The 20,736-nt window shown below is 53.9% G+C and carries 16 protein-coding genes; 11 read left to right on the top strand and 5 right to left on the bottom strand.

Features of this window, described 5'->3' with window-relative positions; genetic code table 11:
* Positions 1-224 precede the first annotated feature (224 nt).
* Positions 225-2,924 (top strand): helix-turn-helix transcriptional regulator, encoded by a 2,700-nt coding sequence (locus KRAC_RS10725; protein ID WP_007906851.1) that lies wholly within the window; start codon positions 225-227, stop codon positions 2,922-2,924.
* A gap of 679 nt (positions 2,925-3,603) precedes the next feature.
* Positions 3,604-4,068 (top strand): hypothetical protein, encoded by a 465-nt coding sequence (locus tag KRAC_RS10715; RefSeq protein WP_007906850.1) that lies wholly within the window; start codon positions 3,604-3,606, stop codon positions 4,066-4,068.
* A 332-nt stretch (positions 4,069-4,400) separates the two neighbouring features.
* Here the strand turns inward: KRAC_RS10715 and KRAC_RS10710 are convergent, their stop codons facing one another.
* The 3 genes from KRAC_RS10710 to KRAC_RS10700 form a co-directional block, all read right to left on the bottom strand.
* Complete coding sequence (locus KRAC_RS10710) at positions 4,401-4,796, bottom strand: transposase (protein ID WP_040442285.1); 396 nt, start codon at positions 4,794-4,796, stop codon at positions 4,401-4,403.
* A gap of 405 nt (positions 4,797-5,201) precedes the next feature.
* Positions 5,202-6,284, bottom strand: coding sequence for an IS110 family RNA-guided transposase (locus tag KRAC_RS10705; RefSeq protein WP_075164201.1), 1,083 nt, complete (start codon positions 6,282-6,284; stop codon positions 5,202-5,204).
* Positions 6,285-6,505: 221 nt separating this feature from the next.
* Positions 6,506-7,831, bottom strand: a complete 1,326-nt coding sequence (locus tag KRAC_RS10700) for a transposase (RefSeq protein ID WP_244422118.1) — start codon at positions 7,829-7,831, stop codon at positions 6,506-6,508.
* Between the two features lie 929 nt (positions 7,832-8,760).
* Between KRAC_RS10700 and KRAC_RS10695 the strand changes: the two genes are divergently transcribed.
* Positions 8,761-9,180, top strand: a complete 420-nt coding sequence (locus tag KRAC_RS10695; RefSeq protein WP_007906846.1) for a DUF3024 domain-containing protein — start codon at positions 8,761-8,763, stop codon at positions 9,178-9,180.
* Between the two features lie 206 nt (positions 9,181-9,386).
* Here KRAC_RS10695 and KRAC_RS61270 read toward each other — a convergent pair whose 3' ends face one another.
* Positions 9,387-10,055, bottom strand: coding sequence for a TetR/AcrR family transcriptional regulator (locus tag KRAC_RS61270; protein WP_007906835.1), 669 nt, complete (start codon positions 10,053-10,055; stop codon positions 9,387-9,389).
* A 133-nt stretch (positions 10,056-10,188) separates the two neighbouring features.
* Between KRAC_RS61270 and KRAC_RS10685 the strand changes: the two genes are divergently transcribed.
* The 8 genes from KRAC_RS10685 (at position 10,189) to KRAC_RS65700 (ending at position 20,048) form a co-directional block, all read left to right on the top strand.
* The gene (locus KRAC_RS10685; protein ID WP_007906832.1) at positions 10,189-11,541 is read left to right on the top strand and encodes a cytochrome P450; all 1,353 of its coding nucleotides are present in this window, start codon (positions 10,189-10,191) and stop codon (positions 11,539-11,541) included.
* A 213-nt stretch (positions 11,542-11,754) separates the two neighbouring features.
* A complete protein-coding gene (locus KRAC_RS10680; protein WP_040443306.1) occupies positions 11,755-12,762 on the top strand; it encodes an NADP-dependent oxidoreductase in 1,008 nt (335 codons plus the stop codon).
* Between the two features lie 109 nt (positions 12,763-12,871).
* Positions 12,872-14,428, top strand: coding sequence for a flavin-containing monooxygenase (locus KRAC_RS10675; RefSeq protein WP_007906825.1), 1,557 nt, complete (start codon positions 12,872-12,874; stop codon positions 14,426-14,428).
* Between the two features lie 3 nt (positions 14,429-14,431).
* Positions 14,432-15,256 carry an SDR family NAD(P)-dependent oxidoreductase gene (locus KRAC_RS10670; protein WP_007906824.1) on the top strand — a complete coding sequence of 275 codons (825 nt, stop codon included), beginning with the start codon at positions 14,432-14,434 and terminating at the stop codon, positions 15,254-15,256.
* Positions 15,257-15,286: 30 nt separating this feature from the next.
* Positions 15,287-16,258, top strand: a complete 972-nt coding sequence (locus tag KRAC_RS10665; RefSeq protein WP_007906822.1) for a quinone oxidoreductase family protein — start codon at positions 15,287-15,289, stop codon at positions 16,256-16,258.
* A gap of 358 nt (positions 16,259-16,616) precedes the next feature.
* Positions 16,617-17,828, top strand: a complete 1,212-nt coding sequence (locus KRAC_RS10660) for an ISAzo13-like element ISKra3 family transposase (protein ID WP_007906821.1) — start codon at positions 16,617-16,619, stop codon at positions 17,826-17,828.
* 537 nt (positions 17,829-18,365) lie between these two features.
* The gene (locus tag KRAC_RS10655) at positions 18,366-18,869 is read left to right on the top strand and encodes an EVE domain-containing protein (RefSeq protein WP_007906820.1); all 504 of its coding nucleotides are present in this window, start codon (positions 18,366-18,368) and stop codon (positions 18,867-18,869) included.
* A 564-nt stretch (positions 18,870-19,433) separates the two neighbouring features.
* Positions 19,434-20,048, top strand: coding sequence for a hypothetical protein (locus KRAC_RS65700; RefSeq protein ID WP_007906819.1), 615 nt, complete (start codon positions 19,434-19,436; stop codon positions 20,046-20,048).
* Here KRAC_RS65700 and KRAC_RS10645 read toward each other — a convergent pair.
* Entirely contained in the window at positions 20,022-20,723 is a 702-nt protein-coding gene (locus KRAC_RS10645) for a hypothetical protein (protein ID WP_007906818.1), read from the bottom strand. The two genes, KRAC_RS65700 and KRAC_RS10645, sit on opposite strands and share 27 nt — an antisense overlap.
* Between the last annotated feature and the right edge of the window lie 13 nt (positions 20,724-20,736).

Below are 20,736 nucleotides of genomic sequence, written 5' to 3'. Positions count from 1 at the left end.
TCATTGTTGTCACATGTTTCTCAGAAGCGTCTTCCAAAGAAGCCAACGCTTCTTTCTCAGAAGTGTACAAGGAAAGGGAATCTCCTACCAGGACAGCTACTGGACATTCTCAGGCCGCTTTGCCCCAAGCGCTTTACATGCCGATTCTCTTCGTTTATACTGTATTTGTGTTGCTGTATATAGATCAATACCTGCAAGCAATTCAGGAGGGATGAATTATCTCCATGCGTTTTGGGAACCGTTTGCGCCAGGAACGATTGCGCCGTCATTTGTCGCAAGAGGCTTTAGCTGAGGCGCTTGCCCTCTCTGCCAGGAGTATCCGTCGTTGGGAGCAAGGACAGGCGCTTCCTCAAGCCTCTGTCCGGCTCCAACTCAGTCGCTTTTTCGGGCTACGTCTTGAAGATTTGTTTGGAGATCAGGAGACCCAGGCCCCTCCCACCCCTCTGTGGTATGTTCCCTATCCACGCAATCCCTTCTTCACTGGTCGAGATGACATCCTCGCGTCACTCCACACCTCTCTCTCCATAGATCAGGAGGCTGTGTATACCCAGGTGTACGCGCTTCATGGACTGGGGGGCGTCGGCAAGACGCAAATCGCGCTAGAGTATGCCTATCGGTCTGCTCGGAAGTATCGCGCGATCTTCTGGGTCAGGGCAGAGACCGCCGAGAGCATTGCCTTCGATGTACGGCACGTTGCCGATGTACTCCAATTGCCAGAACAGGACGACAAGGATCGGCAACGTGTTATCATGGCAGTCCGAAACTGGCTGACGCTGCATGATCAATGGCTACTCATCTGTGATAATGTAGAAGACCTGAACGTGTTAGATCACGTTCTTCCAGCGGTACGACACGGGGCGACCCTCCTGACGACACGCTTGCAGACTCTGGGAACACGTGGACGAAGCATTCATGTCTCGCCCATGGAACACGAGGAAGGGATGCTGTTGCTGTTACGTCGTGCCAAAGTGCTGGAGGCGGAAGCCACCAGCGAACAGATACGCCAACTAGCTGCGCGCTTGCCTTCCCAGTATGAGGCGGCGACGGGACTGTTCACAGTCATGGGAGGATTGCCTCTGGCGCTCGATCAAGCAGGAGCCTACCTGGAAGAAACGCAGTGTGGACTGTCTGCCTACCTGGAACTCTTTTCTACCCGACGAACTCTTCTGCTCCAGCGGCGAGGAGAGGGGGTGCAGGATCACCCTGCATCCGTTTCCACCACATTCACCCTGGCTATCATGGCGACAGCTGAACGTCACCCAGCAGTATTGGATCTTTTACGAGTCTGTGCACTGCTGCAGCCGGATGCTATTCCCGAAGAGCTCTTTCGCCAGGAGGCTGAGTATCTCGGAGAAACACTGAAAGCTGTGAGTTGCGAAGCGCTGGACTGGAATCAGGTGGTTGCGGCTGCGTGTTCTTATTCCCTGCTCTCGCGTCAGGCAGAAGCACAGACATTTTCGATCCATCGGCTCGTGCAGGCGATTCTCCTGGATTCTCTGACAGAGGCAGAACGAGAAGAATGGAACCTGCGGGTTCTTCACGCTCTTGACGTTATATTCCCTGAAATATCAGCAATAACGGAGTACTTCATCTGGAAACAATGTGAGCGGCTGTTGCCGCATGCCCTCCTCTGTTTGCACCGAGTGGAAGCCGCTGAACGCTCTCTTGCTCTGGCGTCCTTAGCGTCCAAAGTAGCACAGTATTTACGTGAGCGTGGACAATATGGAGAAGCAGAGCCACTCTACCAGCGAGCGTTCCATATTCGGGAGCAGGTTCTGGGGCCAGACCATCCCCAGGTAGCTACCTCGCTAAATAATCTAGCGGTCCTCTATTGGCGAGAAGGCAAATACGGGGAAGCAGAACCACTCTATCGGCGAGCGTTGTCTATTTTAGAGCAAGTTCCGGGGAGTGAGCATTTGCAGAAGGCTGGAGTGCTCACTAATCTGGCCAATCTCTACCGAGATCAAGGCAAATATGTGGAGGCAGAACCTCTCTGTCTGCGCTCATTACATGTATACGAGCAAGTCCTGGACCCTGATCATCTGCAGCTTGCTCTTCCACTCAACAATCTGGCGACGCTCTATGCGTCTCAAGGCAAGTATACAGAGGCGGGGCCGCTCTTTCTGCGAGCATTACATATTTGGGAGCAGTCCCTAGGACCCGAGCATCCTGTAGTGGCTCAAGCCCTTCACAATCTGGCTGAACTCTACCGATATCAGGGCAAGTCTGTGGAGTCGGGACCACTCTTTCAGCGAGCGCTCTCTCTCCGAGAGCAGCATCTTGGGTTGCATCATCCTGAGACAGCACAAACGTTGCACGACCTGGCACTGCTCTACCGAGATCAGGGCAAGTACGTGGAAGCGGAACCACTCTTTCAGCGAGCGTTACATATCTGGGAGCAGGCTCTGGGTCATGAGCATCGCTTGGCGGCCCAAGCCCTTCATAATCTGGCTGAACTTTATCGGTATCAGAGCAAATATGCGGAGGCGGAGTCGCTCTATCAACGAGCGTTACGTATCAGCGAACAGAGTCAGGGAGCGGAGCATGGCTTGATGCCTCAGGCACTCACTGGGTTGGCTAACCTCTACTGTCATCAGGGGAAGTATGTGGAAGCAAAACCACTCTATCGACAAGCATTGCATATTCAAGAGCAGGTTTTGGGACCAACCCATCCTGAGACAGCAGAAACATTGCATGATCTAGGTATCTTTTTTCAGAAGCAGGGTGAACTGTACGAGGCGTTTTCCCTTGTTGAACGGGCCTTGAAGATTCGCTCGCAGTCTCTAGGAGAAGATCATCCGAAAACGAAGGCCACGCAAGCGCTCTATGTTCAGCTCGTACAGGATCAAGAGCAGCGGAAAAAAGGCGTGTTTTCTCAACATTGTGGAGAAGAGACCTTGGACCAGGACTTCTCTGCAAATTAAATCCAAAGCAGGATGGCAATGAGGCGATCAATTCCCGTACAAATCTCTAGCAGTAAGTGAGAGCGCGCTCCTTTTGTTCCAGGTGTATCCGAGAAGACATCCACGAAATAGGGTGTCTTCTTTTTCACTTCTGGAGTGGTAAATGGGCTGAATGTTGGGACGCAAATACTGGGCTGAGGACTCTTTGCCCGAACCTTCAGCCCAAAAACAATGGTCCGAAGGTTCGACACAATTTACACTGTTTGACTCATCACAATACAATGGTCACTTTTCAAGAAAAAAAAGATGTATTACAGGTTTCTATCCACTATTGAGCACCATTTGCTCTGAGTGCAGTGTTAGCTTCATGGTTTCTCGTTTGTCCGAACTTTCAGCCAATTTACTAGTAAGTAAGCGAGCTCCACCGAGAATGTGTAAGAACTCTTCGCGCTTATTACCACCCGACTCTTACCAACAAGAAGAGATATATTGGTGCTATCACTTAAAAAAGTGAGAAATGTAAAAAAGAATTATCTAGGTGACGCCAATTCACAAAAACAGCATCAGAAGCCACCAATGCATTTTGACCGGAAAGTGGCCGATGCCTGTCCTGGTACATACCTTTTCTCTTTTGTACACTGTTAATTGCAACATTTAGTTTTGCCATTCTGCTGTTCCACAGACAAGGAGAAAAAATACGATGCGAACAACTGTAAAAATGGTACTGTGTGGGGTTCTTCTCGCTGCAGCACTGTTCTCATTCAGCGCTTTTACGTCTGCTCCTTCGGCGCATGCCGCCACAACAGGGCATGCAGTTCGTTTACAACCAGCTACTACTACATGTTATGGTCAGGCATTTAAGATTGGTTCCTATGTAATAGCAAGTGACCTCACTTACTTTGCCATCGATCACACCTTTATTGCTTCTCCATATTGTAATGACATTAACATCAAAGTCACACAACAAGCTGGCCCAACACAAGCACGCGTGGTTTTCCTTGATAAAACAACGGGTGCAATAAAAGGGTATGGAAGCTGGAAGAACATTACTTCCGTGAATACCTGGTATGTTCTTGCTTCTAACGTTCTTGATACTACTCACTTTACCTATGAGTTCAAAGTTCCCTATCCAGGGACCACTTTTACCGTCTACCAGGCATCCTAACGAGAAACTCACCTGGATTCATGTCCAGAGCATCACTCGCACGCTCAGAGGGGATAGGTCGATAACAACAACCTGGAGGCCTGCGTAGGACACACCCATGTCAGCGCCTCTGGTGGTAAATAGCGTGAATGTTGGATCTGGCTCGCTTTTGAAACGTGGTGCGCCGCAGGCGCACCACTCCGTATGAAAAGGCTGGGCTTCTCAGAAGATACTCCCTCCCTTGAAAAAGGAAACCTCTGAGAGGAGGTACACAGAGCACAAAAAAACCTGTAGCCGACTGGCACGCCATGTCGTCGGCTGGCTTGGAGCTCGACTTCGTTTCTTTGTTCAAGCTAAGCTGCTGGAGAAGTTGGCTCTAACGTCACCTCGTAGCCCAACTTCTCTAACCGGCGAACGAGTCGCTTCTGGACCGCTTGCCGGTCCCATTCATCGAAGTAATTGCCTCCTAATTCTTCATAGTCTTCGTCTTCTGAGAGGATGTGGTAGATCATCACCAGGAGCGTGTGCCAAATGGCAATCGTTGCCTTCTTGCCCCCTCGGCGAACGACGAGTCGCTGATATTGGGCAGAGAGGTAAGAATCCTTACAGTGGGTGGCAGCATGAGCTGCCTCCACCAGGGCAGAACGGAGCCAGGGGCTACCTTTGCGCGTCTTTCCATTCAAACGTTTGCCCCCGCTCTCGTTGTTGCCTGGGCAGTCGGGTAGCCAGCCGACGAGGTGGTTTTGCAACTCCTTTTTCGCCTGGCCCCCGCCGAACGGAGCGTGCGACTTTCACCGCACTCCGCTCTCCAGTGATGTGATACTGAGCACAGTTTCGGCTGAACGCATCTCGCGCACCTCCCTGTTTTCACTATCACATCACCTGTTCCCCTTGGCCATGTAGTAGGCTTTCCCTACCGCTGACTACTGTGGGAACTCCGTTATCATAGGCGTCTCCGCCCTTAGACAATCCTGCATTCCGTCGCTTGAGTACGTGCGAGCACAGCGTAGGTGGTCCACTTATCCCCTTTAATAGACTCGCTGTCCATCATCTCACCTCACGAAAGTTGGAGTGTCGGAGTGTGAATTCACTCCATGAGGCGACATCGCTCTAAGACGCTGTAGCGATGGGTGTGGGCATCCACCGATTGGGAATTAGACTTCGAGCAGTCTAGCTCTCACCATATTGCGCGGGTCTTGCGGGACATTTCCATAAGCGTCTTCTGGTTCTTTCCCGCTTTCAGTGGCATGCTCTTGTCCCCGTTGTCTTTCGACGCGAGGTAAGCCATTGACCCAAGAACCTCCTTTCGAGTTCTTCCTGGTTGCACCAGGGATACTCAAACGCGTGATACAGCGCACCATCCCTGCCCATGAAGCCAGGTGCCGCGCATCAGGAAAACGGCTCATATCCGGTCCAATCTCGGCCAGGATGACTTCTGCCAGACGCCGCTTGATGCCTGGAATCGTCGAGAGTCGCTGGATCTGGTGCTCATACGGACGTACGCGCTCAGCAATTTCCGTGTTCATGCGCTCGATGCCTTCATCAAGCGTGTCACATGTTCCGGCGCGTTGCTCTCCGATCAGAAAGCAATGGTGAGGTTTAAGCTGCACTTGCAGGGCTTGCGCAAGCAGTTCGCGTTTGGCCCGCATCCTTCCCCGTGCCAGTTCGGCTAAAACGGTTGCATCGGCTTCTCCAGCCAATAAGGCGGTCAGCATGTCACGCGCCGATCTGCCCATGACATCACTGGCGACCGAAGCGAACTTGATGTTGGCCTCTTCTAACGTCTTCTGCAAGCGGTTGATCAGACGCGTGCGTTCCTCGGTAAGGCTCATGCGGTACCGGGTCAGTTCGCGTACCTCTCGTTGGGGTGCGGGAGGGATAAAACTGGGGTTAAGGAGCCCATGTTGCAGCAAATCGACGATCCATTCCGCATCTTTGAGATCGGTCTTTCGCCCTGGCACCGCCTTCAAGTGCTGAGCATTGACCACCAGCACTTCCAGATGGCCCTCCAGCACATTGAAGATTGGTTTCCAGTAATTTGCCGTACTTTCCATGGCGACATGCGTCACCTCCAGATCTTTGAGCCATTGGCGTAATCGAAGCAGGTCTGGCATCATCGTAGCGAACGTTTGCCGCTCCTTGTGCCGCCGGCCTGATGAATCAAGAGTGCTGGCGCACACGACGACCGTTCTCTTGTGGACATCGAGCCCTGCACATCTCTCATACACAACGTTCATGAGTCACCTCCACAGAGAAATGGACGGGTGACGGGATGCCCAAGCTGGATCAAATTCTCCCTTGCGTGCTTCCCAAGTGGGAGCGACAGACGGTGGTGCTTGTGGGGCATCCTGGATCATACTGGTGGTCCGGCTCGCAGCGCGAGTAGCTATCCGATCTCTGACGTTACACCCGCCCTGCAAGTAGTCTACCGTTGCAAAAACATGATACTATGCGATGTTCACGCACTTGAGAGCACGTCCTTCCTCAGATGAGACGTCGAAAGGATGGCAAGCACCTCTCTGGGCTGAGAGGTGCGCAGTGCGATGGTGTAGGACCATCCGGCATAGTACACATGTTTGCCCTCTCGCGGGCGGGGTGTGATCCCCTGCGACGGCAACAGCAGCGTCGCCTCCTGCCCGCTATACAAGCAGGAGTTGACCTCCGAAGAAGTCACGCGGTACGACTCGTACCGCCTGGTTTGCTGATAGGTGAGGAGAAAGGCCATGCCCAGCCGGGCGATATTGAGCGACGCCGCGTAATCCCTCGCCCCCTTCCACAGGCACTCGGGGTTCGAGCAGCAGAGCATCGGCCCCCACGAGATGGCCTGTGTGCGGTCCTCTGGTGCCGCAGAGGCGTACGTTTTGGCCGGCTCACCACAGCGAGGGCAGGTATGGGTCGTGCCACGCGCTTCCACCTGCCGCGCCCGGATGCCCAACAGGTGGCACTTGTATTTGAGGACGCGCCAGAGCTCACCTCGCACCGTGGTATTGTTGCGCCAGTTGCGGAAGCGTCCCCGCACCCCACGGCCACGCCCCTGCGTCTTGAGCGTCCTGAGGTCTTCTCCGCAGATGAGCCGGCAGTCGGAGAGCAGCGCCAGCAGGATCAACAGGTTCGAGGCCAGGTGCGCCAGTTCGCGGTTTCTCCGCTCGTAGCTCTTCCAGCACTGGCTGATGCGCGCATCGTACTCCCGGACGCGCTGCTGCCAGCCCGCAAGATGCGCGGGGAGCGGGACCCCATGCTCCTGGTGGGCGGCCTGGGCCTCCTTGACGAACTGCCCGTAGCGATCGCGGCAGGCCTTGAGCCGATCAATCTCCCTTCGCAAGCGCGCCTGCCTGCCATCGATGCCGCCCGTATCCAGGAAGACCGGACGGCTCACCTGCCGGGACCGCTCCTCGTCGCCCTCCTCCGGTCGTTGCAGGATCGAGACCGTGATCAGCGAGCGCACGCCCCAGTCCCAGCCCAGCACGCGCGTCTCCTGCTCGAGCGGAGAGACGTACCTGGCCGGTACCTCCAGGGTGAGATCGAGCACGGCCACGCGGCTGCCATCGTCGCCCCGGATCTCTCTCAACGTTGGCGCCTGGGGGAGAGCCCCTTGCGCGAGGGACGCGCAGACGGCGGGGGGCAGCGCGATGGCCTGGCTCCAGGCTCCCCAGCTCCATTTCCCCTGGTCATCGGGGGTGCGCAGTCGCAGCGAGAGCGATGCGAGTTGTCGCTCTTGCCTGCTCTCGAGATCGCAGCCTGGGGCCAGCTCGATGCGTGCCCGATAGGTCTGCCCGGCCTTCATGCCGTCGTCTCCGGCGAAGGTCAGGTGACCGACCGAGAGGACGGGCACGGGTTGAAGGGCTTCATAGGTGCTGGGGAACGCTCCGGTTTGCAGGTACCAGTTGCAGGCCTGTGCCATGAGATTGGTCATGGCCACAAACGCCTCAGCATCCTCCCCGGCATCCTGCAGCTGTGCGCGCAAGGTGCGAACCTGCTCGTTGATCTGCCGGTGATCTTTTCTGGCGGGCCGCTTGCCTTGGGCGGGGATGATCAAGCCCTCGGAGAGCAGGGGCACGATCGCCTCGAAGACGCGCTTGCGACTGGCCTGGGCGCGCAGGATGCGGCCCGCCTGCTCCATCTCGCAGCGCTCCTGGCGGCTGCCGTGACCAGAGCGGATGAGCAGGTGGCGCTCGACCTGCTTCCAGGCAGGACCGGCCCTCTCGCCAGCAAAGGCATCGAGCTGGGGCCAGAGCGTGGTGATGATCTGGTTGATGGCGAGGCGGCTGGCATCGAGGAGCCGCAGGGCCTGAGCTTGCATGCCATCGGGCACGCGGATGGGGAACGAGAGCATTTGCGTTTTGACCACCTGCGTCCTCCTGGTTTCTGACCCCGCGAGACGATTCGCTGCTGGGCCATCGATGCGTTGACCTCGATACCTGAAGTATACGAAAAATCAACATGTGTTGCAACTGTGAAAACTCAAAGACATCTAGAGATAAAGACCATTTTGCTCAAATTGAACTCATCATTAAGATATTGTAGATCTTATCTTTGCCATTCGGGCGATTTCACAACTTGACTTTCTAACTTGACCATGCTAATGGGGTTGATAATCTAAAGATCATCCGAATCGATGGAGAACAACTAGCGCAGTTAATGATTGATCATGATGGGGCGTTACAGAAGAAACAAGATATGACCTGAAAAAGAGAGAGCAGGAGAGAAAAGTGCATGACAAAGAAACAACCACCATGGATGTTCTGTTCACCTCGTTCAAAGCCAACCCGAGGTGGAGTACCAGAAGCCGTCAAAGCGGAAGTTAGCACAGAGGCGAATAATCTAATCGAGACGGTTTTGAAGCCACAGTATATCCAACAGCCACCTGATAATCTACGGTTCAATTATATCATTGATCTGTATGGAAAGTGGTATCAGCGCTATTTTTATCTCTGTGCAACCTATCGTGTTCCAGATCCAGATACCCGGGTAGTGACTTTTGAGGTAAAATGCGCGCGTATGGAGTACTCGCGCGACAATCGCTTTCACCTCTCGTTTCCACGCCACACTGGGCAATGGGTAGAGTTGTATACGGACCTGCCATTAGATGAGTGCCTGGTATCTATCAGGGACGAGCCATTCTTTTTCCCATAGTCGCGTAGCCACAGGCGAACCATGGCAACACCCGTAACAGGATGGTTTCTCATTCATCGCCTTCGGCGCTTCTTTTTCTTCGTTCGCTGCTGCAGCGATGGCCGTTGTTGCTGATGCTGCTCAGACGTACCATATAGGGGTGGAGTTAAGGTTGCTGTTTCTTACCGCTTCTCATTTCCTCATCAATCAACTCTGGAGGGAGCCAGTCATATGGATGAGCAGGTCTCAGATACTCTCTCCTGGGTACCGTTCGATATATAGGTTTGCAGATAAGATAAAAGAACAAGCCGCAATTCATTGAGTTGATCTGTTCTCTCCTGCCCTTGCAGATCCATTGCCAGCGACATCAGCGATTGAAAGATAGCGACGCAGGTGCGAGCACAGATCGCGCATTGTTGCTCGCTGAGTGCGGGGTTGCGTATGGTGAGCAATAGGCTGATGCGCTGCATAATCTCATGTTTGAGCTCGGTTGTGCATTCAATCCCTTCAGGTGAGATCTGTGTGGCAAAGAAGATTGGTCGAAAGCCCTGGTGAGATTCGCGTAATTGAGCAATGTCGTGGATGAGGCGTTCCAGAAAGAGGGGGAGAGAGAGCGTTTCGAGCGATTCGGGAGTGAGATGCTGATCAAAGAGTGTACGCATCTCCTCCAGGTAGCGTAGGACAAGGGCTTTGCGTATCGCTTCTTTATGGGGGAAAAATTGATAGAGCGAGCCAATCGAGGTCTCAGCCCGTACCGCGATAGCATTTGTTGTGGCATTGCCATAGCCAACGTCTGCAAAGATATGCTCTGCGGCATCCAGAATTTTCTGAATTCGTTGTTGCCCTCGTGCCTGCTGTGGTTGTCGTCGTAGATGCGGCTCTGGTGTTTCTGGCATCCGCTTTTTACCCCCTCGTTTTATCCTGAGATTATTGTAGCACATTCCTTGACAATATGAGGGTTTGCTCGTATATTTAAAAGAGGAACATGAGCATTTGCTCATAATGAGAGAGACGAGAGAGAGAAGATCTATGGCAAGACATGCGGTTTTACCTCCTGGTCCGAAAGGACTCCCAGTTGTGGGAAATCTCTTCCCTTTTCGCAATGATCCCCTGGCGTTTAGTACGGCGATTCAGCGCCGCTATGGAAATCTGGTTGCGGTCAAAATCATGAATAGCTATGTCATCTGTGGGTTTAGCCCGGAATATGTACGCTATTGCCTGATGGAGCATCCGCGAAGCTTTCGTTCAATCCAGAGCGAGGGAGGAAACCTTCGTCTGTTGCTCGGCGATGGGTTGCTGACAAGCGAGGGCGATTTTCATCGGCAACAGCGTCGTCTTGTCCAGCCATCTTTTCATCGCCAGCGCATTGATCAGTATGCTGATACGATGGTGAACTATACACAGGATACTCTGTGTGGCTGGCATGCTGGTGAAGAGGTTGAGATGGCATCACAGATGCAACGGCTGACATTGCGCATCATCCTCAAAACCATGTTCAATGTCGATGATATGAAGCAGATAGATACCCTGGGCGCTGCTTTCAACACCGTCATTAATCAGGCACCTCATCGCTTTTTTTGGCTACGTGGTCCATTGGCGAATCTTGTTGGAAGAACGACAAAAGATCAGGACGAACAATTTACGAATGGACGGACAACGCTCGATACCTTCGTCTCTACTCTTATTCAGCAACGCCGATCCAATAAGCAGGATCAGGGTGATATTCTTTCGATGCTGCTTGCAGCCTCGGACGAAGGTGAAAGCCTGAGCGATCAGCAGATCCGCGACCAAGTGATGACACTCATGGCAGCTGGCCACGAGACGGCGCAAAATAGCCTCTGCTGGACGTTTTATCTGCTGGCGCAACACCCAAGGGTCTATGAAAAGCTGCTTGCCGAATTGCGTACAGTCCTTCAGGGGCGAGCTCCTACGATGAAAGATCTGGCACAATTGCCCTATCTAGAGTGGGTCATGAATGAGTCCTGGCGAATCTATCCTCCTGCCTGGCGTATTGGTCGCCGTGCTATCGAAGATATTGAACTCGATGGATATCGCTTTCCAGCCGGAACGATTTTCCTTCTCCATCAATGGGTGACTCATCATATGCCAGAACTTTGGGGTGATCCTGAGAACTTTCGCCCTGAGCGCTGGGACCCGGCGCACCAACAGAAGCTTCCTCAGGGGGTCTACTTTCCCTTTGGTGGAGGGCCTCGTATCTGTATTGGGATGCCGTTTGCACAGATGGAGGTGCGTCTGTTGCTTGCGACTATCTTGCAGCAGTATTATCCACAAATAGTGCCTCACCAGCACGTTGTACCGCTCCCACGAGTCACCCTGCGACCACGTGATGGGATGCATATGATCCTTCAGCCGGTAGCTTGATGCTGGTATCTAGGTTGTCAGGGCGACTGATTGTATGATGGTGATTCAGAGGAGCATCCTTATCTCGCCCTGATCTCTCCGGATTGACTCATAGCTCTTCAAATCTGTCGTGTTTCTTTGTAAAAAAAGTTTGAACGCGTATTCCCTGAACAAGGACTCTACGAACAAATCCGCCCTAAATTGAGATAAAAGAGGAGGATACGAGTGATGAACATGCGTGCCTTCGTTCTCACCCGCTATGGTGGTCCTGATGCAATGGAACTCCGTGATGTTCCCAGACCATCGCCTGGCCCTGGGGAAGTGTTGATTCACGTCTACGCTGCCGGACTGAACCCGGTTGATTTCAAAATGCGCGAAGGGATGCTGCGAGTGATCTCCCGCTATCCACTCCCGATTATCGCCGGCAGCGAGTTGTCTGGAGTCGTCGTCTCCAAGGGATCAGGTGTCACTTCCCTTGCCGAAGGAGACCGGGTGTTTACCCGCGTCGATAAGAAGAGGCTTGGTGCATTTGCCGAATTCGCCGTGGTTCGCGAGGAGCTGGTCGCAAAAATGCCATCCTCAGTCGATTTCACAACGGCGGCAGGAGTACCGCTGGCAGGGCTCACTGCGTTGCAGGCGTTACGAGACGAACTGCGGGTGACAAGCGACCAGAATATCTTCATCTCTGGGGGAGCTGGTGGGGTGGGAACGTTCGCGATTCAGCTTGGGAAGTGGCTTGGAGCTCACATCGCAACAACTGCCTCGGCACGAGGCGAGGAGATGGTGCGCAAACTTGGAGCAGACGTCGTGGTGGACTACGCTCGGGAGCACTTCGATCAGGTGCTACGCGATTACGATGGAGCGCTTGATCTCATCGGTGGCGACACTCTCTTGAAGTCGTTCGGGGTCGTAAAGCGTGGCGCAAAGGTGGTCTCAATCGCGGGAGTCCCCGAGCCACAGACCGCGAGCAAAGACCTCCAGGCCGGACCAACACTTGCGACCCTCTTCTGGGCTGCCAGTTGGAGAATCCGCCACCAGGCGCGCAAGTACGGCGTTGCCTATCGGTACCTCTTCATGCGCCCAAGTGGGACCGATCTGTCGGAACTGGCGACGCTCATCGATCAGCAGAAACTGGAGATAGTGATTGACCGTACTTTTCCATTTGCGCACATCGCCGATGCATTCGCCTACCTCGAGCAGGGGCATGCCAAAGGAAAGGTGGTCGTGCAGATGGTCGAGTAGTAGAGCGATTCCCTGAGGCCCCTCTATAGCTCTGCAATAATCGATTCACCAAAAGTTGGCTAGTTTCAACATTCGCTCTATTTACTATTGTGAAAGAGGAGGAGCTTCGATGACCATCGAACATCTCGATGTTGTGATCGTAGGCGCAGGGCTTTCCGGCATCTGTGCTGCTTACTACGTGCAAAAGCGCTGTCCCAAGAAGAGCTATGCCCTGCTAGAAGGGCGCAGTGTGATTGGCGGAACGTGGGATTTGTTTCGCTATCCTGGGGTGCGGTCGGACTCCGATATGCATACCCTCGGCTACTCATTTCGCCCGTGGCGCAAAGCCAAAGCCATTGCTGATGGCCCATCCATTCTCAAATATATATGTGAGACGGCACAGGTCTTCGGTATCGACAAGAAGATCCGCTTCAACCACCGCTTGCGCCGCGCCAGTTGGTCCTCGGAGGATGCTCTGTGGACGGTGGAAGTGGAACAGGCGGTCAGCGACCAGACAATCACCCTCACCTGCAACTTCCTCTTCATGTGCACCGGCTATTACGAATATGAGCAGGGCTTCCTGCCTCAGTGGCCGGGCATGGATGACTTTCAGGGGCGCATCATCCATCCCCAGCAATGGCCGGAGGATCTCGACTACGCTGGCAAGCAGGTGGGGGTGATTGGTAGCGGCGCGACGGCGGTGACACTCGTGCCGGCGCTCGCCGAGACGGCTGCACACGTGACGATGGTGCAGCGCTCGCCCACGTATATCGTCGCGCGCCCTTCCCAGGATGTGATTGCTCATTTTCTGCACCGTATCCTGCCTTCACGCTTCGCCCATGCGCTGGTGCGCTGGAAGAATATTGCCTTTGGCATGTATTTCTACCATCTCGCCCGTCGCCGACCCCAACAGGTGAAACAGGCGATTCTCAAGACGACGCGCGACCAGCTTGGCCCAGACTATGACGTGGAAAGAGACTTCTTGCCAGCCTACAATCCCTGGGATCAGCGCCTGTGCCTGGTGCCTGACGGGGATCTATTCCATGCCATGAAACAAGGCAAGGCATCGGTGGTCACGGATCAGATTGAGACGTTTACAGCAACAGGATTGCGCTTGCGTTCCGGCGTCGAATTATCCGCGGACATCATCATCACCGCGACCGGGCTGAATATGCGTCTCATGAGCGGAGTGCAGCTTACGGTGGATGGCAAACTGGTGGATCTCTCTCAGACACTGAGCTATCGGGGAATGATGTACAGTGATGTGCCCAACCTTGCCTCTTCATTTGGCTACACCAACGCCTCCTGGACGCTCAAATGCGAATTGATTGCCCAATACGTAACTCGTTTGCTCAATTACATGGACCAGCATGGATATGCCGAATGCCTGCCGCTGCGGCCGGAGAGCACAATAGGCGATGAAGCGGTGATCAATCTGACATCGGGCTACGTGCAGCGCGCGCTGGCTACCCTGCCACATCAGGGACAGCGCAAGCCCTGGCGAACGTATCAAAACTATGTGCGCGATGTGTTTAACCTGTGCCTGGCGAGCATCAACGACGGCACGATGCGGTTTATGAAGTGGGGAACACGAGTGGCGGCGTCCGCGCCCAGCGAGGCAACGTCATTGGCGCAGGAGACATTGCGCCGGGGAGCGAGCGCATCCATTACTTCACAGGAGAAATAGCGTATGCAACTGACACGGGGAACGGTAGCAGCAATCACCGGCGCGGGCAGCGGCATCGGACGCGCGCTAGCGCTGCATTTGTCTGACAAGGGGTGCGCGCTGGCGCTGGCGGATGTCAATACGATAGGGCTCGAAGAAACAGCCATACTGGCACGAAAGGGGCAAGCGCCGAAGGTGAGCACACACGTGGTGGATGTCTCAGACCGCACGGCAGTGCAGCGTTTCGCCGACGAGGCGACCAGGCAACACGGCGGAGTGCAACTGCTGGTCAGCAATGCCGGGGTGGCGCTGGGAGGAAACTTCGATGAGATCACGCTGGACGATTTTGCCTGGTTAATGGGCATCAACTTCTGGGGAGTGGTCTACGGGGTCAGAATGTTCCTGCCCATCTTGCAACAGCAAACTGAGGCGCACATCGTCAATGTTTCGAGCGTCTTCGGGCTGGCAGCTCCGGCAGGTCAAACAGCGTATGCCTCCAGTAAATTCGCGGTGCGTGGCTTCACCGAGTCACTGCGTGCCGAGTTACGGCAAACCCCCATTCATGTCAGCACAGTGCATCCCGGCGGGATCAGGACGAACATCGCGGTGAACGCACGCATGACTGTCACTGATCCCGCGCGCATCGCAGCGGGTCAGCACCAGTGGGAAAAATCGTTGAAGATGCCGTCTGAGCAGGCAGCAGCCACCATTGTGCGTGGTATTACCCAGAACCGAGAACGCATCCTCATCGGCAATGATGCTCGTCTGCTTGATCTGTTGGCAAGGCTCTTCCCTGGAAGAGCAGAGGGGCACAATATGAACGGCGACCGTGCGAGATTTATACGATAAAGTGTCCGAAAATGGAAAGGAAAAAGTGATATGAAAGCCATCCGTATTCATGAGACAGGTGGGCCGGAAGTGATGCACCTGGAAGAAGTGGAACAGCCCACACCACAGGCGGGTGAGGTATTGATTCAGGTTGCGGCTGCTGGTATCAATTATGCTGACCTCAGTCAACGCAAGGGGACCTATTTGACCCGTACGCACGTGCCCACAACGCTGGGTTTCGAGGTCGCGGGAACAGTCGTCGCGTTGGGTCCAGGTGTCACCGCGCCAGAGGTTGGGACACGGGTTGCGGCCATTGCTAATGGAGGCTATGCTGAATACACCACAGCCGCTGCCAGTGCTGTTTTGCCCATTCCACCGGGCCTGGATTTTCGCCATGCTGCCGCTTTTCCAGTCCAGGGAATCACCGCCTATCAGCTTTTGCACGAATCAGGCCGACTGGCTCAGGGGGAAAGCGTCCTGGTCCACGCAGCAGCAGGCGGTGTAGGCACGCTGGCCGTTCAACTGGCGAAATTCATGGGCGCGGGTACCGTCCTGGGGACAGCCAGCAATGCCAGCAAACTGGACCTAGCGCGCCGCCTGGGTGCGGACGTTGCGATCAACTATACGGAAGAGAACTGGGCTGAACAGGTGCAAGAGGTCACTGACGGCAAGGGTGCGGATATCATCCTGGAAATGGTCGGAGGACGCATTACTGAGCAAAGCCTGCGATGCCTGGCTCCCTATGGCCGCCTGGTCGTCTTTGGTGCAGCCAGCGGAGAACGAGCCTCGTTTTCCAGCGTACAGCTCATGTACAAAAACCAGTCTGTCATCGGCTACTGGCTCACTGCCTGGATGCAGCGTCCCGATCGCATCGCCCATGCCGTCAGTGAACTGATGAAATATCTCGCCACTGGCAAACTGGAAATCGTCGTCGGCCAGACTTTCCCGCTGACTGAGGCCGCCGCTGCCCACCAGGCTATCGCCGCCCGCCACACAACGGGCAAGGTGGTTCTGCTGGTCTAACACATGCTGTCCTCAATTTATTAGTGCTACCAGCAGCATAATAAGGTTTTTTCCTGTGTCTCTACTATCAGGCGTCTGTGAAGAAATGGAGGAATGACTCATCCTTGTACCTTTTAGCTAGCGGTAAGAACCAGAAGCCTGACCGTCTCGTGTGAGACGCCCTGCTCTTCTGCAACGTTGCGCAGTGGCTCGTGATGGCCTGTGACGCGTCGTAGCAGGGGTGGCCACTCAACGTGTGGAATTTTCCATTGGGGATGATGTGGTCCTGGACGACGTTGTGAGAGGGAAACGATGCGGGATTGCTAAGGAGTCGTCAAGAAATAACGGTCGCAAGAGGAGATATGATAGACTGTGAGGCATGAAGGAAGAAGTAGCGATCAAGCAAAGATTCGAACAGGTATCTGGGAAGCTGAATGAACGATCGAGGCGGTTGGTAGCAGCCAGTGAGGCGCTGGCTCTGGGATGGGGAGGGATTTCAGCCGTCTCTCGCGCAACGGGGCTCTCACGCAAGGCCATCAGCCATGGGATCAAGGAACTGCGGGAAGAAGAAGGGGGAAGAGAGGGACGTATTCGCCGCACAGGAGGTGGGCGCAAGACCACGGTGAGCAAGGATGCGAGCCTGCGGGAAGACCTGGAGCAGTTGGTAGAGCCAGTGACGCGCGGAGACCCGGAGTCGCCTCTGCGGTGGACGTGTAAGAGCGTGCGCAAGCTGGCCGAGGAACTGCGCAAGCGTGGGCACCAGGTATCCCACGAGTTGGTCAGCCAGTTGCTCCATGGGTTGGGCTACAGCTTACAGGCGAACCGCAAGACGCGTGAGGGAGGAGACCACCCGGATCGCAATGTGCAGTTCGAGCATGTCAATGCCCAGGCGGAGGACTTTCTTGCAGCGGGCGAGCCGGTGGTGTCAGTGGATGCCAAGAAGAAAGAACTGGTGGGCGAGTTCAAGAATCCTGGACGCGAATGGGGGCCGCAGGGGCAGCCGGAGGAGGTGCGGGTCTATGATTTCCCCATTCCCGGCCTGGGACGCGCGACGCCCTACGGAGTGTACGATCTGGGGCAGAATGCGGGCTGGGTCAATGTGGGCATGGATCATGATACCGCTGCTTTCGCGGTGGAAAGCATCCGACGCTGGTGGAAGACGGTTGGTCAGCATCAGTATCCCGATGCGAAACGGCTGCTGATCAGTGCTGATGGAGGAGGAAGTAACGGGTCGCGTGTACGCTTATGGAAATGGGAACTGCAACAGTTGGCGAATGAAACCGGTCTGGCGATCACCGTCTGCCATTTGCCTCCGGGAACCAGCAAATGGAACAAGATCGAGCATCGTCTCTTTGCCTGGATCAGCCAAAACTGGCGCAGCAAGCCGCTCACGAGCTATGCAGTGATCCTGCAATTGATCGCAGCGACCACAACCAAGGCTGGCTTGACCGTGCAGTGCCAACTCGATAGCAATCGCTATCCCGCTGGCCGTAAGGTGTCTGATGAAGAGATGGCGACGCTCTCCATTGTACCGGACCCTTTCCACGGCGAGTGGAATTACACCATCTATCCCAAGGAATCGTCAAATTGATACCTTTTTTCTTTGACGACTCCTAAGAGCATCATCAAGAGGATTATCTAAAACAACTTGGCCTGGCTGCTCTTGATAAACCAGAATATCGCCTTTCGCCGCACAGAGAATGTCAAGTGGGAGAAGACCTAGGCGCGACCGGTGGTTCGTCGCCCGTCGGTTCCGCTGTTGGACCCAAGAAAAGCACCAGAGTCAATCAAGACTCTGGTGCTTTTATGTTTCCGTCACCGTCGGAGTACAACAAGCGTTCCGGCGGTTTCTTCGCGTTCTATGACTCCCTCTAGCATTCTCAAAACCGGTAAAAACGCGGGCCGCGGGGTTATAGCTGCAATGAATTGTTGTTCCACATCATAATGAAGTCCTCCTGGCTCTAAAATGTGCATAAAAACCATCAAAAGGAGTTCAACTCTCCTCCTCCAAATTATCTTTTCATTAACGTTCTTCAGGCAAAATCTTGTAAAGCTTCTACTAGATGAAGTACAATAAGAAACATTCTTACATCTTAATGCGTCAATAACTAAGAAGAAAGCCTAAGAAATGTATATACCTACTTATTGGCTAAAGCTCTATACCGAGGAAACCTGGCAGGAATTCCTTAATAATGCAAGGGGAGAGATTTCTGGTTTTCATGAAAGTCGGTGGAGCATTGTTCAACAGGTCAGACCAGGAGACTATCTCATTTGTTATTTAACAGGCGTTTCTCGCCTGATCGGCATTTTAGAAGTTGTTTCAGAAGCTTTTGAAGATAGTACTCCTATCTGGAAAAATGAGGTCTTTCCCTGTCGCCTCAAGGTGAAGCCTGTCATTCGCCTTACACCCGAGACAGGCGTACCGATTAAGCACTTACGCGACCAGCTTACCATCTTTGAAAACCGCAATAACCCTCGTGCTTGGATTGGACACGTACGGGCCTCTCCCGCCAAGTGGGAAACTTCAGACGGAGAAGTTATTGTCGCTGCCCTCAAAGAAGCTCAAAAAAATCCAGTTATTCGCCCTTTAACAAAAAGGAGAGAGACGAGCAAGAGCCAATCATCAACATAATATGAGAGAATAGCAATAGCTCTTCGCCTACATCCATAGATGCATCAACGACTGTAGCAACACACACCAATTTATACAAGAAATTGCCAACACCAGCAAACAAAGAACCTCGATTTCAAGCGCCAGGAGGGCACCCACAAACGCCTACAAACAAGCTGAGCAGACTCCGGCCATCGGCTCTTTTTTATGCTCGCAAACATGCCATATTTTAAGTTTGACCTGTTTACTCCCACGGGATACGCAACGAGATGTACCTATGACTGAAGTGGCTCTCGAACGTCCTTCATTGCTGTTATGCTTTCTGTGAAGAAGTGACATTCCCCCCTATCGTCAACAAGCAAATGCTGTGGCCAAGATAGCTTCTGAAGCCGTTTCGCACTCTACCAACTGTGTGCTGCTGCAATCTCGTTGCGCAACCCGTGGGTTCAGCGCGTTCAAGTACATACCCAATTAGGGGGAAGTATGTCCCACTATAATTGAAATATAGAGGTTATCTAAACTTCTCCGGGATAGCACCATGCGACCCGTTTCATGGTCCTTACACGACCAACGAAAGGAGCAGATATGTCCCATCTTTTACATTACATGCGACGAACCATTATGTACGCTCGTCAATATCATAGGCAACTGCACATACGACGAATCATCATGTACGCTCGTCAACATCATAGGCAACTGCAGGGAATGCTCCTCATCGTTGCTCTCCTGGCCAGCATGATCCTGCTTGCCCACTCCCTCGCTATCACCCATCAAGCGGCAACACACTATGCACCCTCGTTACATCCATCTATCGGTTATCCACATGGTGCTAGCTCCCCCGCTGCCGTTTCGCATAACTCGACCCCCCAGGTCGCCTACTCGGATGGTGCTAGCTCCCCCGCTGCCGTTTCGCATAACTCGACCCCCCAGGTCGCCTACTCGGATGGTGCTAGCTCCCCCGCTGCCTTTCCGCATAACTCGACCCCCCAGGTCGCCTACTCGCATGGTGCTAGCTCCCCTGCTGCCTTTCCGCATAACTCGACCTCCCAGGTCGCCTACCCACATGGTGCTAGCCTCCTCGATATGGCCTATCCTGGGCGTACTCACTCCTATCATCGTCTATCCAGGCGACAGCTCATCCATCGTCTATCCAGGCGACAGCTCATCCATCGTCTATCCATATGGCGGCCCTTCCGCTAAGCTGAAATAGCAACCTGTCACGCAGTGTTGTTGGAAATAAGCAGAATCCCGTCGGTTCCGCCGTCGCCACCGTGATGTGACTAACATCCCGGTGGCTTCTTCGTATTCAGTAACTTCTTCAAGCAGCCTCAGCACTGGTAGAAATGCCGGACGAGGTGTAATCGCTGCTATTTCTTTGGTTTCCACATCATAATGCAAACCTCCTAATTCGAGAACCTCTTTGACCATTTCACAGCGTTCTTCCACACTGCCCACCCTCCAGAGAGCAGCCATACCTGGTAAGCGTTCCCCGGCTTCGATTACATCCTCTAAGCGAACGCCATTCACCTCTGGTGCATCGAGCATTCGCAAGGCTAACTCGACAGCTGCCATTTCCCTTTCAAACTCGGTGTCATCGATATATCCATCGCGATGTTGCTTGAGAATACGCCCACGCTTGAGTCGCAAGCGTTCTTTTTCCAACTCCATGGCTTCCAGATTAACACCAGTTCTCTTCGCGTCTTCCAGCATTCTTTCGCGGATCATATCGTGCCAGTAAGGAGGAAGTTTTAATCCCTGCAACAGTTCTCCGAACTGCTCTACAACAACGGTGGTGCTCAATGCGCCGATATTTCCGGGCGGCGGCTTCTTTGAGTTCTGCGTTCTGCTCCAATTAATGTAGTAAAACGTATGCAAGCATAGCTCTGCT

Origin of the sequence: Ktedonobacter racemifer DSM 44963 (genome assembly GCF_000178855.1) — a bacterium.
Taxonomy (GTDB): Bacteria; Chloroflexota; Ktedonobacteria; order Ktedonobacterales; family Ktedonobacteraceae; genus Ktedonobacter; species Ktedonobacter racemifer.
Note: the sequence above shows the minus strand (reverse complement) of the source record. Positions and strands in the feature narration are given on the sequence as shown.

Bases quoted from the DNA above. Each gene is read 5' to 3' on its own strand.
- KRAC_RS10725 (WP_007906851.1), top strand. From the start codon at position 225: ATGCGTTTTGGGAACCGTTTGCGCCAGGAACGATTGCGCCGTCATTTG.
- KRAC_RS10715 (WP_007906850.1), top strand. From the start codon at position 3,604: ATGCGAACAACTGTAAAAATGGTACTGTGTGGGGTTCTTCTCGCTGCA.
- KRAC_RS10705 (WP_075164201.1), bottom strand. From the start codon at position 6,284: ATGAACGTTGTGTATGAGAGATGTGCAGGGCTCGATGTCCACAAGAGA.
- KRAC_RS10700 (WP_244422118.1), bottom strand. From the start codon at position 7,831: ATGAAGGCCGGGCAGACCTATCGGGCACGCATCGAGCTGGCCCCAGGC.
- KRAC_RS10695 (WP_007906846.1), top strand. From the start codon at position 8,761: ATGACAAAGAAACAACCACCATGGATGTTCTGTTCACCTCGTTCAAAG.
- KRAC_RS61270 (WP_007906835.1), bottom strand. From the start codon at position 10,055: ATGCCAGAAACACCAGAGCCGCATCTACGACGACAACCACAGCAGGCA.
- KRAC_RS10685 (WP_007906832.1), top strand. From the start codon at position 10,189: ATGGCAAGACATGCGGTTTTACCTCCTGGTCCGAAAGGACTCCCAGTT.
- KRAC_RS10680 (WP_040443306.1), top strand. From the start codon at position 11,755: ATGCGTGCCTTCGTTCTCACCCGCTATGGTGGTCCTGATGCAATGGAA.
- KRAC_RS10675 (WP_007906825.1), top strand. From the start codon at position 12,872: ATGACCATCGAACATCTCGATGTTGTGATCGTAGGCGCAGGGCTTTCC.
- KRAC_RS10670 (WP_007906824.1), top strand. From the start codon at position 14,432: ATGCAACTGACACGGGGAACGGTAGCAGCAATCACCGGCGCGGGCAGC.
- KRAC_RS10665 (WP_007906822.1), top strand. From the start codon at position 15,287: ATGAAAGCCATCCGTATTCATGAGACAGGTGGGCCGGAAGTGATGCAC.
- KRAC_RS10660 (WP_007906821.1), top strand. From the start codon at position 16,617: ATGAAGGAAGAAGTAGCGATCAAGCAAAGATTCGAACAGGTATCTGGG.
- KRAC_RS10655 (WP_007906820.1), top strand. From the start codon at position 18,366: ATGTATATACCTACTTATTGGCTAAAGCTCTATACCGAGGAAACCTGG.
- KRAC_RS65700 (WP_007906819.1), top strand. From the start codon at position 19,434: ATGTCCCATCTTTTACATTACATGCGACGAACCATTATGTACGCTCGT.